This is a genomic window from Anaerotignum sp., from assembly GCF_045122575.1.
In the GTDB taxonomy this organism is placed as follows: Bacteria; Bacillota; Clostridia; order Lachnospirales; family Anaerotignaceae; genus Anaerotignum_A.
Map to the genome: position 1 here is coordinate 1 of NZ_JBGVHV010000112.1, position 12,619 is coordinate 12,619.

The window sequence follows — 12,619 nt, forward strand, 5'->3', positions numbered from 1 at the left end:
CAGATACCACCTTCCAAATTATTAGAAGACTAAATCTAATTTTACTATACAAGGGTTGCCTGAAAAGGGCAACCCTTGTTTGCTACTCGGAGTATAAATCTGCTGTAAAGAAAAATCCCATTCTGAAAGCATATACAAACATTCTTTCCAATTCCAGATGGAGCATATCAGACCTGTCATTTTTGATTTTCTTATACAGGTTGATTTGGTCTTTTGACAGGGTTTCCAAGAGCTCCTTTTCTCTTTCCTGCACTCTTTCACTTAAATCTTGATAGCCAGAAAACTCATTATTTCCGAAGTTTTCAATGGGTATTAGAACCCCGTTATAATAATCTTCTAAGATACTCATAAAACCACCTGCCTTTTATTTGGGTCTCATCATAACTCTTCAGCAGATAGATATCAAGTCTCAGGACAAGAAAAGTTTTTGGGAGAAACTGATGCCAATCCACTTTTACAAAATGTTGTCATCAGGGGAAAAGAGGGGTATTTTTTTGAAAATGTATATTCAAAATCAAAAAATATAGACATCAGTTTGTCATCTGATTTTTCAAGGGAAAAGAGGGGGCAAAAATAAGATTTCTGCAATATGTATTATATATAGGAAGAAACTCTGTTATAACAGCATATATTTATGGTGATGACAAATTGGTTGAATGACATATTCTTGTCATCAGCCTTTTGTTGCAATTACGGGGTTTTGTTTAAGCATATAAGGCACTACATTCTGATTCCGTCATTCGCAGGTTCGAATCCTGCTACCCTAGCGCAAGAGAGTCTTTATAGACTCTCTTTTTTTGTATTTAAAAATAATTGACAGAAGATAGCCGGTATAGGAAAATGAAGAAAAGCCCATTTTTCAAGGAGGGATTCTGATGAAAGATTTTGATCTGGTTCTGAATAAAAAAGCGGCTAAACGTCGTGAAGATATTTCGGCTTTCCGAGTAGAAGAGGCGGCGAAAGCCCGCAGATTTCACAGCACATTTTCTGAATACAAAGAAACGCCGTTGGTTTCTCTGGAAAAACTGGCAGAGAAACTGGGTGTGAAAAGCATTTATCTGAAAGATGAAAGTTTTCGGTTTGGACTGAATGCGTTTAAGGTTCTGGGGGCGAGTTATGCTATTGCCAATGAAATTGCTGTTCGCATTGATCAGAATATGGAAACAATTTTTGCGGAAAAGATCCTTTCTGCAGAGACGAAGGAAAAGATCGGTGACATTACCTTTGTAACGGCTACGGACGGCAACCATGGCAGAGGTGTGGCATGGACGGCGCATCAGCTGGGGCAGAAATCTGTGGTTTATATGCCGAAGGGCAGCGCGCTGGAACGTTTGGAAAATATCCGCAAAGAAGGCGCTGTAGCGGATATCATGGATATGAATTATGATGAGGCGGTGCGTCTGGCGCAGAAAAATGCAGAGGAAAAAGGATGGGTTGTAGTGCAGGATACGGCGTGGGAAGGATATGAAGACATTCCCAGATGGATCATGCAGGGGTATATGACTATGGGCCATGAGATCATGGAACAGATTTCGGAAAAGCCGACACATATTTTCCTGCAGGCAGGTGTAGGCAGCATGGCAGGGGCGATGACAGGCTTTTTCTCCAATCTGTATGCCGATGAGAAACCCATGATCGTTATTGTGGAGCCTGCAAAAGCAGATTGTTTGTACCAGACAGCAAAGGCGGATGATGATAAACTGCATATCGTGACAGGAGATATGGATACCATCATGGCAGGTCTTGCCTGCGGGGAGCCCTGTACCATTGGCTGGGACGTGCTGAAGGGCTATGCAGATGCCTTTATTCGCTGCCCCGAATATACGGCGGCAGACGGTATGCGTATCCTGGCGGCGCCTGCAAGGGGCGATAGAGCCGTTGTGGCAGGGGAAAGTGGTGCTGCTGCTTTTGGTGCCATGGCAAATCTCCTGCTGGATGCGGAACTGGAAGAATATAAAAAGATGCTGCAGCTGGATGAAAATTCCCGTATCCTGTGCATCAGTACCGAAGGTGATACAGATAAAGAAAATTATCAGAATGTGGTCTGGAGAGGGAAATATTCCAAATTTGATGTATGATTCGGAACAGCTTTTTTCATAGGCGAGATTCTGCAAAAAGAAAAAGAGACAGGTTTGTCTCTTTTTTTAGTGAAATTCATATTCCAGATAAAAGAAATCGGGGAATTCTTTTTCTGCCATTGCCTTCAGAGGTTCGGGAAAATTTGCAGGAAGAAGATTTTTAGTTCCAGCGCAGATACCGCCGATTTTTTCTGCCAGTTTCCGGCTGGGAATATTGTTTTTCTTTATTTTGCTGTAAAAATATTGATTGTGCAGCAGGTTTTTGGCTTCTTTCAGAAAGGGCGGCAGTATTTCGGTGGCAACGCCGCTTTTCTGATATGCCGGCAGCAGATCGATGCCCAATTCCGGGGTATCGGAAAATACCCACTGCAGCTGGCAGAAGCCGCAGAAAATCCCTGTATCCTTTTGCAGGATGGAACAGGTCAAATGGTCTTCGGAAAGCAGTTCGTCCCACGCGAGGACGGCCTCTGACAGGGCAGACGGAAGGGCAGCCTGTTCTGCAAGGGCAAGGGCGGCATACTGTTCTTTTTCCTCAGGCAGGATGCGGCGGAGGATGTAATGTTCTGTTGTAAGAAAGATGCCTTTGGCATCGAATAAATCTTGGAATCGCATAAAATTTTTCCTTTCTGGAAAACTGTTTTTTTCAGTATATCACTTTTTGGGACAGGTGGGGAAAGAATTACTTGACAGAAAGGATAAAAACGGCTATAGTGTTCAGAAATCATGGATAAAAGAGTTGGTTTTGGAGAAGATAGAATGGAGGAAAGCCATGCGGATCGGTTCTGGTTATGATGTACATAAACTGGTGGAGGGCAGAGACTGTATCATTGGGGGAGTGAATATCCCTTATGAGAAAGGCTTGCTGGGTCATTCCGATGCGGATGTGCTGCTCCACGCTATTTCGGATGCCCTGCTGGGGGCGGCGGCCATGGGGGATATCGGCAAACATTTCCCTGACACAGACCCGCAGTTCAAAGGGGCAGACAGCAGAAAATTATTGTCCCATGTTTTGCACTTGATTTCTGATAAGGGATACTGTATAATGAATATCGACGCAACGATCATTGCACAGAAACCGAAGATGTCTCCTCACATCGAGCAGATGCGGAAGAACATCGCGGAAACCCTTCAGATCGATGTGGATCAGGTCAATGTAAAGGCTACCACAGAGGAAGGGCTGGGCTTTACCGGCGCGGGATTGGGTATTGCTGCTTCTGCAGTGTGCCTGCTGGAAAAGAAATAAGACAAAGGTCATGATGGAAAAGAGTAATTTTTTATCCGCCTGACAGAGAATAACGGCCTTGGTGAAAGGTAGTGAGATTTGAACTTATACAGCGTATAGGTTTGACTGTCACGATCTTAAAAGACATGGGTGGGAGCCGTTTACAGGTATGGGGAAAATGAAGTGCGTTCCGGAACCGAATGGGCGAAATAACAGTAGTCTGTTCCGCTGACAGCGTTACAGTCATTGAGGTGAGACGGTATTTTTATAGTTGCCGTCTAAGTAAAGTGGAACCGCGGATATTATCCGTCTTTGCAATATTTTGTAAAGACGGATTTTTTTGTTATAAAGCGGAGAAAGGTTATTTTGAAGCGTATGATATGACAAGGCTACTTGCAGACATTGGCATCTCATAGGATTCAAATATGAGGTTGCGGAGCAACCATGTATAGTCCGAAGGACTGTAACCCGTAAGGGCATCGGAGTATGACTGCAAAGCAATCATGCGAATAACATTACTAAAAAGGAGGTGAGCCAAATGGCTTCCATGAAAAACATCAGAAATGGGGCGGTTGGCCGCCTGCATGAAAACTGCCGAAAAAATATCGTGTGTATGAAGCCCTCTGTTTGAAACAGCAGGGCGATGCAGAAAGGAAATCATCATACGATCGTTTGGAGGAATAGAAAATGCTGAAAGAATTTTGGAGAGAATCTGTTGAAGTTGTCAAAGAGAAAGACCCTGCTTTTAAAGGGGCGATCGAAGTTTTGCTGTATCCCAGTTTCTGGGCGGTGGTGAATCATCGCATTGCCCACAGCCTATACAAGAAAGGACTGTTGGTACCTGCAAGATTTGTCTCACAGCTGTCCCGATTCCTGACTGGTATCGAGATCCACCCCGGTGCGACTATTGGCAAGCGTTTCTTTATTGACCACGGTGCAGGCATCGTGATCGGTGAAACAGCGGAAATCGGTGATAACGTAATGCTGTTCCATGGGGTGACTCTGGGCGGTACTGGCAAACAGAAAGGCAAACGTCACCCGACGGTTGCAGATAATGTGATGATCGGTGCAGGCACCATCGTTCTGGGCCCTGTGACCATCGGTGAAAATACAAAGATCGGCGCAGGCTCAGTAGTGACACAGGATCTGCCCGCCAATGTAACAGCCGTAGGCTCTCCTGTTATGATCGTGCGTAAGGATGGGGTAAGAATCCCTCCCATTGCACCTGAAAAACTGACAGGCCACGCAAAGAGAAGAGCCATTTGAGACATTGAAGGCTTTGCCCTCAAACTCCTACAAACCTTTAAAAAGGTTTGATCCAAACTTTATTTGCAAAAACACATTCAGTTGCGAAGCAACTGTAGGCCGGAGGCGAAGCCGACCTTGTAAGTTTTTGCGGAAAAATATAAGAATTTTACAGTAAATTGAAAAGATATATGTTATAATATAACCTAGGTTATTATGTGCTGTGCGCATAAAAATGTATCTCTGATGCAAAACGAAGTTTTGCAAATGGGGGTACAGGGGAATCATTCCCCTGGCAGGGTGTGGGACAGCGTCCCACGAAAAAAGAAGAAAAGAAAGGATAGGTGTATTTTCCATGAAATTATATAACACAATGACAAGACAGAAGGAAGAATTCGTACCCATGGAGGAAGGCAAAGTAAAAATGTACGTTTGCGGCCCCACGGTATACGATTACATCCACATCGGTAACGCAAGACCTTACGTTGTATTTGATACAGTAAGACGTTACATGGAATATAAAGGCTATGAAGTAACTTATGTTCAGAACTTCACAGACGTAGATGATAAGATCATCAACAGAGCAAACAAAGAAGGCGTAACAATGTCCGATATCTCCAACAAGTACATTGAAGAAGCTTTCCGCGATGCTGACGGCCTGAATGTAAAAAGAGCAACGGTTCACCCTCGTGTAACAGAAGAAATGGACGGCATCATTGCAATGGTACAGACTCTGATCGACAAAGGTTTTGCTTACGAAGATAAAGGTACCGTTTACTTTGATACAAAAGCATTCCCCGAATACGGCAAACTGTCCAGAAAAAATCTGGATGAACTGATCGCAGGTGCTTCCGAACGTGTTTCTCTGGATGATGCGAAGAAAAACTCTACAGACTTCGTTCTGTGGAAACCTAAAAAAGAAGGCGAACCCAGCTGGACATCCCCTTGGGGCGAAGGCAGACCCGGCTGGCACATTGAATGCTCCGTTATGTCCAAACATCATCTGGGCGACACATTCGACATCCATGCTGGCGGCGAAGACCTGATCTTCCCTCACCATGAAAACGAAATCGCACAGTCCGAAGCGGCAAACGGCTGCACATTCGCAAGATACTGGCTGCACAATGGTTTCATCACTGTGGATAACGAAAAAATGTCCAAATCTCTGGGCAACTTCTTCACAGTAAGAGACATTGCAAAACATTTCCCTTATGAAGTAATTCGTTTCTTCATTCTGAATGGTCACTACAGAAGCCCCATCAACTTCTCTGATGAACTGATGAAAGCTTGCCAGAATGGTCTGGAAAGAATCAAAAATGCAAGAAAAGAACTGGCTTTCTACATCAAAAATGTGGCAGATACAAAAATGACAGAAGCGGAAGCTGCAAAAGAAGCAGAACTGAATGGCTACAAAGATCAGTTCGAAGCAGCTATGGATGATGACTTCAACACAGCTGACGCTGTTTCCGCAATCTATGAACTGGTTCGTTTCTCCAACACAGAAATCAAAGCAGGCGCTTCCAAAGAATTTGCAGAAAAAATTCAGGATATGCTGGATCACCTGTGCGGCGTTCTGGGTGTAGCAGAAATCGTGGAAGAAGAAGTGGCTGACGAAGATGTAGCGAAGATCGAAGCACTGATCGCAGAAAGAGCAGAAGCGAAAAAAGCAAAAGACTTTGCCAGAGCTGACGCGATCAGAGATGAACTGGCTGCTATGGGTATCACAATCAAAGATACTCGTCAGGGCGTTCAGTGGTTCAGAGGCTAATTTGTTATGAATCTGAATGAACTTGATTTGGTATTAGGCGGGCAGGGGGTAGTAGACCCCAGGGAATATTCCTCCCTCGCTCTTGCACATATCGGCGATGCAGTGTTTGAAGTGATGGTAAGGCTGACGGTTCTGACGGACGGCAATGCCCCTGTGAATAAACTGCATAAAAAGGCAAGGGACATTGTTAATGCGAAGGCACAGGCAGAAATGTACTATCGCATCAAGGATGTGCTGACAGAGGAAGAAGAAGGCGTGTTCCGCAGAGGCAGAAATGCAAAATCCTTCACTGTTCCCAAAAATGCCGATCTGATGGATTATCGCCATGCAACAGGGCTGGAAGCATTGTTCGGCTACCTTTATCTGAAAGGGGAAAAGGGAAGAACCGTGGAACTGTTCAGACTGGGTATGGCAGAAAAAATGAATAAGTAAACACAAAGCCGAGGGGCAAAAATGCCTTTCGGCTTGTGCTGTGTTTTTAAGCGTGTGTGAAAATAAGCTAGGAGGGTCTCTTTTGGAAAAAGAAAGAAGACGGGAAAGAGAATTTAATGAAAACCAGCTGGAAGGCAGAAATGCTGTTCTGGAAGTGCTGAGAAGCGGCAGAGATATTGAAAAAGTTTTTGTACAGAAGGGTAACGTAGAAGGTACGATCAAAAGAATCGTTGCACAGGCGGCGGAAAAAGGCGTTGTCATTCAGGAAACAAGCAGACAGAAACTGGATGAAATGAGCCAGACAAAGAACCATCAGGGTGTCATTGCGCTGGTTTCTGCCCATGATTATGTAGAAGTGGAAGATATTCTGAATCTGGCAAGAGCCAAGGACGAAGATCCTTTCATCATTCTGCTGGATGGCATCACTGACCCCCATAACCTTGGCGCAATTTTGAGAACTGCAGAATGTGCAGGTGCTCACGGTGTTATCATTCCCAAACGCCGTTCTGTTGGGCTGAATGCAACAGTAGGCAAAACATCCGCAGGTGCGATTGAATATATGCCCGTAGCGAGAGTGACAAACATTGTGAAAACAATGGAAATGCTGAAAAAAGAAGGTCTGTGGTTTGCCTGTGCGGATATGGGCGAAAATGACCATTTCGATACAAACATGAAAGGACCCATCGGTCTGGTGATCGGCAGTGAAGGCGAAGGCGTAAGCCGTCTGGTGAAGGAAAAGTGCGATTTTACAGCTTCCATCCCCATGTATGGTAAAATTTCTTCCCTGAACGCTTCCGTAGCGGCAGCGCTCCTGATGTACGAAGTGGTACGCCAGAGAAACTACAGCAAGTAAACCTTGGGACGCTGTCCCAAACCCTGCCAAGGGAGTCACTCCCTTGGAACCCCGTTGTGGCAAAGCCGCTAACTAAGGGGCAAAGTCTCAAATGGATGCCGCAACAGCATGTATATGCTGTTGCAAAATCAGGTCCAGGGCATGATGCCCTGGTGGGGGTATTGGGGGCAAAGCCCACAAGGTCTTAGAAAGGAGGGACGGCATTGGCGAAGGAGTTTTTGCTGGTGGATGGCTATAATATCATCCACGCTTGGAACGAACTGAAAGAACTGGCAGAGGACGTTAGCCTGGAAAGCGCGAGACAAAGGCTGATGGACGTCCTTTCCAATTATAAAGGTACGAATAAAGCCACCATTATTCTGGTGTTCGACGGTTATCTGGTAAAGGGGAATATCGGTACCGTATACGAATACAATAATATATATGTGGTCTATACCAAAGAAGCGGAGACCGCCGATCATTACATTGAGCGTGTCGTAACTTCGCTGCCCAAACATTATAAAGTGCGGGTAGCAACAGGGGACGGTCTGGAACAGCTGATCATTTACGGTCAGGGAGCGATCCGTATGACCGCAAGGGAGCTTTGGAATGAAGTGCAGGCTGTGGAAGCAGAACTGCGTGAAAAATTTATCGAAAACAGACCGCCGAAAAATAATATTCTGGCGGATCATCTGGATGAAGAGGCGCTGGCATGGTTTGAAGCCCTGCGCAGACAGAAATAAGCAACGGAGAAATAGCAGAATGACAAAAGAACAGATCTATAAAAGTGCAAAAGACGAAGAACTGGTGCTGATGGCACAGAATGGCGATGATACCGCGCAGGAATATCTGCTGGATAAGTATAAATCTCTGGTGCGCGCCAAATCCAGAGCCTATTTCCTGATCGGCGCCGACAGCGAAGATATTATTCAGGAAGGCATGATCGGTCTGTATAAAGCGGTACGTGATTATAACGAAGAAAGGAATGCATCCTTCCGCAGTTTTGCGGAACTGTGTGTCAATCGTCAGATGATCACAGCCATCAAGGCGGCAACCAGACAGAAACACCAGCCGCTGAATTCCTATGTGTCTTTGAACAAGCCCGTCTATGAGGAGGAATCCGAACAGACATATCTGGATTTTCTGCAGTCCAGCAGCAGTTCTCTGCTGAATCCGGAAGCGCTGCTGATCGGTCAGGAAAACAAAAGTTTTTTGGAGGATCAGATGGTGAAAAACCTGAGCAGTTTTGAAACAAGGGTTCTGGTTCTGTATTTACAGGGCAGAAGTTATTTCGAAATTTCTCGGGTACTGGATAAACCGGAAAAATCTATTGATAATGCTCTGCAGCGGGTCAAGAAGAAATTAGAGAAATTTCTCGAAGAAAAAAATCTTGACGGCGCGAAAGGAGTATGATAACATATATAGGCTGATAAATTTTCAGTCTGTGCTGCTATGGCTCAGTCGGTAGAGCGTTACCTTGGTAAGGTAGAGGTCACGGGTTCGAGTCCCGTTAGCAGCTTGTGAAAAGCCCCGAATGTTCGGGGCTTTTTTCTTTTTCTGTTGCACATGCAGGCAGAGGCGGAGCGGATGGATAGTGGAAATGGGTTTTGTATCTATAAAAATACACGAAAGGGAATCTGTTTTTCGTAGAAGATTATCTGTTTTCCACAGAAATAATTTTTTCGCCCAAATCTGTTTACTTTCGCGCCTCGGTGTGCTAACATGATAAAAACCGAACAAAACAGATATATAAAAATAAAAATGAAAGAGGTTGCAAATCATGAAACAGAATCATACTTTTGCAAATGAATATTTTTATTTTTACCGTGTTTTCCAAGATTCAAAGTGAGTTTTACTGTTAAGAAAAGACGGTTTGTTTTCGTGTTTTTCTTAGAGAAGGCATAGGAGCTTCGCAGTGAAATTCGCTGCGAAGCTTTTTTATTTCCATCTGAGGCCCGACACAAAAAAGTAAAGAATCAAGACATTTTTATAAGTGTACAAAAGAAGAGAAGTTAAGGAAGAAAAACAGAAAGAAGAGACAGATTTACAAGGAGGAAATCATTATGGTAGTTGTACTGAAACCCAACACAAAGGAAGAACAGATTGAAAACCTGAAAGCATGGCTGAAAAGCCTTGGTATTGCGACACACATTTCTCAGGGCGTAAGCCACACCATCGTTGGTCTGATCGGTGATACATCCGCGGTAGATGTGGATCTGATCCGTGCGCTGGATATCGTTGAAAACGTACAGCGGATTCAGGAACCTTTCAAAAATGCAAACAGAAAATTCCATAACGCGGATCTGGTTGTAGATGTTGCAGGCAAAAAAATCGGTGGCGGCAATTTCCAGATCATTGCGGGTCCCTGCTCTGTAGAAAGCGAAGAACAGGTTTGTGAAATTGCGAAGAGAGTAAAAGAAGCCGGTGCAGGTTTGCTGCGTGGCGGTGCATTCAAACCCAGAACTTCCCCCTATGCATTCCAGGGTCTGAAAGGGGATGGCCTGAGACTGCTGATGGAAGCAAAAGAACAGACAGGTCTGCCTATCGTTTCCGAACTGATGAACGCAGAACATATCCCTATGTTTGAAGAAGCGGTTGACCTGATCCAGGTTGGTGCAAGAAACATGCAGAACTTCGAACTGCTGAAAGAACTGGGTAAAATCAAGAAACCCATCCTGCTGAAAAGAGGTCTGGCAAATACGATCGATGAAATGCTGATGAGTGCGGAATACATCATGGCAGGCGGTAACGAAAACGTAATCCTGTGCGAAAGAGGGATCCGTACATTTGAAACAAGAACAAGAAATACACTGGATCTGTCTGCGATCCCCGTTCTGAAGAAACTGACACATCTACCTATCATTATCGACCCCAGCCATGCAATGGGCTATGCACATCTGGTAAAACCCATGGCAATGGCAGCAACAGTTGCCGGTGCGGATGGTCTGATGATCGAAGTACACAACAACCCTGCAAAGGCGCTGTGTGACGGCCCTCAGTCTCTGACACCCAATCAGTTTGACGAAGTGGCAGATCTGGTATTCAAGCTGCGCCCTCTGGCATGCAAATACAATGATTGATACTCTTTTTTGAGAGAAGAGGTGACAGATATGAAAGTTGGCGTAGTAGGTCTGGGGCTGATCGGCGGCTCCATGGCAAAAGCGGTAAAGAAGAAAACAGACCATGAAGTAATCGGGTGGGATGCATCTGAAACTATCCGTTACAGTGCCCTTCTGATGGAGGCGGTTCATGGCTTTATGGATAACGGCAACCCCAAGGACTGTGATATCGTGATCATCGGGCTGTATCCCCAGCTGACGGTGGATTATATCAAGGAACATGCAAAGGATTTCAAAAAAGGTGCTGTGGTGGTAGACGTTGCCGGCGTAAAAAGACTGGTCTGCAGACAGGTGCAGGAAGTGGCTGCAGAAAACGGCTTCAGTTTTGTAGGGGCGCATCCTATGGCTGGGGTAGAACGTTCCGGCTTCACATATTCCACAGCGGATATGTTCAATGGTGCCACACTGATCGTAACACCCTACACAGGTACAGATATTGGCATGATGAATGCCCTGAGTATGTTTTTCAAAAAGCTGGGCTTTGCCAGACTGCAGGTAGCAACGGATGCAGAGCATGATCAGATGATCGCTTATACATCTCAGCTGGCTCACGTGGTTTCCAGCGCTTACATCAAGAGCGAACTCTCTCCCAATTTCAAGGGGTTTTCTGCAGGCAGCTTCCACGATATGACCCGTGTTGCAAAGCTGAATGAAAACATGTGGACAGAACTGTTTCTGGCTAATGGGGACTATCTGGCAGATGAGGTGGATGCCCTTTGTGAACGTATGCAGGCATACAGCCGTGCGATCCGTGCCAAAGATGCGGAAGAACTGAGAAGACTGCTGAAAGACGGGAAAGAACGCCGTCTGGCAGTAGATGAGATCAAAGAATTTGACTAAGGTCGTGAAACTATGGAAAACAGCAGAAAAGTTGTGGTGAAGGCCTCTACGGAATATGCCATTCTCATTGCCAGAGGGATTCTGGAAAATCTGGGCGAAGAAGTGAAAAAACGCATTCAGCCCTGCAAGGCGGCAGTCATCACAGACACAACAGTAGAAAAATTATACGCGGCACAGGTGGAAAAATCTCTGAAGGCGGCAGGCTTTACCACCTGCCGTTTTGCATATCCTGCCGGGGAAAGCTCCAAACATATCGGCACGCTGAGCGATATGCTGGAATTTCTGGCGGAAGAAGAAGTGACCAGACAGGATATTATCGTTGCCCTTGGGGGCGGTGTCTGCGGGGACATGGCAGGTTTCGCAGCGGCGGTTTACCAGAGAGGGATCCGCTTTGTGCAGGTGCCTACCACATTCCTTGCGGCGGTGGATTCTTCCGTTGGCGGCAAAACAGCCATTGATCTCAAGGCAGGGAAAAATATGGCAGGAGCCTTTTATCAGCCCCATCTGGTGCTGTGTGATGTGGATACACTGGATACACTGCCCGAAGAGGTCTTTGCCGATGGTATTGCGGAAACATTGAAATACGGTGTCATCGGAGATGCGGATTTATTTGAAAAAACAGCCGGCGGGGATTTCAGAAACGATTTGGAAGAAATCATTGAGACCTGTGTCAAAATGAAACGAGATATCGTTATGGAGGATGAATTTGATAACGGGATGCGCCAGCTGCTGAATCTGGGTCATACGCTGGGGCACGCCATTGAAAAAAGAAGCGGCTTCACTATTACCCATGGACATGCCGTTGCCATCGGTATGCATCTGATCGCCAAGGCGGCGGAAGAAAAAGGGCTGGCGGAAGCAGGGCTTTCTGAAAAAATCAGAATGGCTCTGGAAAATAATGATTTGCCCGTATCTATTGATTATTCTGCAGAAGAAATTACAGAGGGCGTGCTGAAAGATAAAAAACGCAGAGGCGGCGAGATCAGTTTTGTGTTTCCCACAAAAATCGGCCACTGCGAGATCGTAAAAATCCCCGTTGCAGAGGTAACAGAATTGGTAAGAAAAGCATTGAAATAATGCGTG

The 12,619-nt window shown here is 45.4% G+C and carries 13 protein-coding genes, 1 tRNA gene and 1 other annotated feature; of the genes, 12 read left to right on the forward strand and 2 right to left on the reverse strand.

Annotated elements, in window-relative coordinates:
* Window positions 1-82: 82 nt before the first annotated feature.
* On the reverse strand, window positions 83-349 hold the full coding sequence (locus ACJMLT_RS05440; RefSeq protein WP_405727762.1) for a DUF6809 family protein: 267 nt from the start codon (window positions 347-349) through the stop codon (window positions 83-85).
* A gap of 526 nt (window positions 350-875) precedes the next feature.
* Between ACJMLT_RS05440 and dpaL the strand changes: the two genes are divergently transcribed.
* Window positions 876-2,078 (forward strand): diaminopropionate ammonia-lyase, encoded by a 1,203-nt coding sequence (dpaL, locus tag ACJMLT_RS05445; RefSeq protein ID WP_405727765.1) that lies wholly within the window; start codon window positions 876-878, stop codon window positions 2,076-2,078.
* A 66-nt stretch (window positions 2,079-2,144) separates the two neighbouring features.
* Here the strand turns inward: dpaL and ACJMLT_RS05450 are convergent, their stop codons facing one another.
* Window positions 2,145-2,690 (reverse strand): GNAT family N-acetyltransferase, encoded by a 546-nt coding sequence (locus ACJMLT_RS05450; protein WP_405727768.1) that lies wholly within the window; start codon window positions 2,688-2,690, stop codon window positions 2,145-2,147.
* A 157-nt stretch (window positions 2,691-2,847) separates the two neighbouring features.
* Between ACJMLT_RS05450 and ispF the strand changes: the two genes are divergently transcribed.
* The 11 genes from ispF to aroB all read left to right on the forward strand — a co-directional run bounded on the left by ispF (window position 2,848) and on the right by aroB (window position 12,613).
* A complete protein-coding gene (gene ispF, locus ACJMLT_RS05455; RefSeq protein WP_405727771.1) occupies window positions 2,848-3,321 on the forward strand; it encodes a 2-C-methyl-D-erythritol 2,4-cyclodiphosphate synthase in 474 nt (157 codons plus the stop codon).
* A gap of 1 nt (window position 3,322) precedes the next feature.
* Window positions 3,323-3,617 (forward strand) — a binding site (T-box leader).
* A gap of 370 nt (window positions 3,618-3,987) precedes the next feature.
* Window positions 3,988-4,566, forward strand: a complete 579-nt coding sequence (gene epsC / locus ACJMLT_RS05460) for a serine O-acetyltransferase EpsC (protein ID WP_405727774.1) — start codon at window positions 3,988-3,990, stop codon at window positions 4,564-4,566.
* Window positions 4,567-4,900: 334 nt separating this feature from the next.
* Complete coding sequence (gene cysS, locus ACJMLT_RS05465) at window positions 4,901-6,313, forward strand: cysteine--tRNA ligase (RefSeq protein ID WP_405727777.1); 1,413 nt, start codon at window positions 4,901-4,903, stop codon at window positions 6,311-6,313.
* A 6-nt stretch (window positions 6,314-6,319) separates the two neighbouring features.
* Entirely contained in the window at window positions 6,320-6,745 is a 426-nt protein-coding gene (locus tag ACJMLT_RS05470; protein ID WP_405727780.1) for a Mini-ribonuclease 3, read from the forward strand.
* A gap of 82 nt (window positions 6,746-6,827) precedes the next feature.
* The gene (rlmB, locus tag ACJMLT_RS05475; protein ID WP_405727783.1) at window positions 6,828-7,598 is read left to right on the forward strand and encodes a 23S rRNA (guanosine(2251)-2'-O)-methyltransferase RlmB; all 771 of its coding nucleotides are present in this window, start codon (window positions 6,828-6,830) and stop codon (window positions 7,596-7,598) included.
* Window positions 7,599-7,801: 203 nt separating this feature from the next.
* Complete coding sequence (locus ACJMLT_RS05480) at window positions 7,802-8,320, forward strand: NYN domain-containing protein (protein ID WP_405727786.1); 519 nt, start codon at window positions 7,802-7,804, stop codon at window positions 8,318-8,320.
* 19 nt (window positions 8,321-8,339) lie between these two features.
* Window positions 8,340-8,990 (forward strand): RNA polymerase sporulation sigma factor SigH, encoded by a 651-nt coding sequence (gene sigH / locus ACJMLT_RS05485; RefSeq protein ID WP_405727789.1) that lies wholly within the window; start codon window positions 8,340-8,342, stop codon window positions 8,988-8,990.
* A 33-nt stretch (window positions 8,991-9,023) separates the two neighbouring features.
* Window positions 9,024-9,096 (forward strand) — tRNA-Thr (locus tag ACJMLT_RS05490).
* Window positions 9,097-9,640: 544 nt separating this feature from the next.
* Window positions 9,641-10,657 carry a 3-deoxy-7-phosphoheptulonate synthase gene (gene aroF, locus ACJMLT_RS05495; protein WP_405727792.1) on the forward strand — a complete coding sequence of 339 codons (1,017 nt, stop codon included), beginning with the start codon at window positions 9,641-9,643 and terminating at the stop codon, window positions 10,655-10,657.
* 30 nt (window positions 10,658-10,687) lie between these two features.
* Window positions 10,688-11,536 carry a prephenate dehydrogenase gene (locus tag ACJMLT_RS05500; RefSeq protein ID WP_405727795.1) on the forward strand — a complete coding sequence of 283 codons (849 nt, stop codon included), beginning with the start codon at window positions 10,688-10,690 and terminating at the stop codon, window positions 11,534-11,536.
* Between the two features lie 12 nt (window positions 11,537-11,548).
* Window positions 11,549-12,613: a 3-dehydroquinate synthase gene (aroB, locus tag ACJMLT_RS05505; RefSeq protein ID WP_405727798.1), complete on the forward strand. Its 1,065-nt coding sequence runs from the start codon at window positions 11,549-11,551 to the stop codon at window positions 12,611-12,613.
* The last annotated feature ends 6 nt before the right edge of the window (window positions 12,614-12,619 follow it).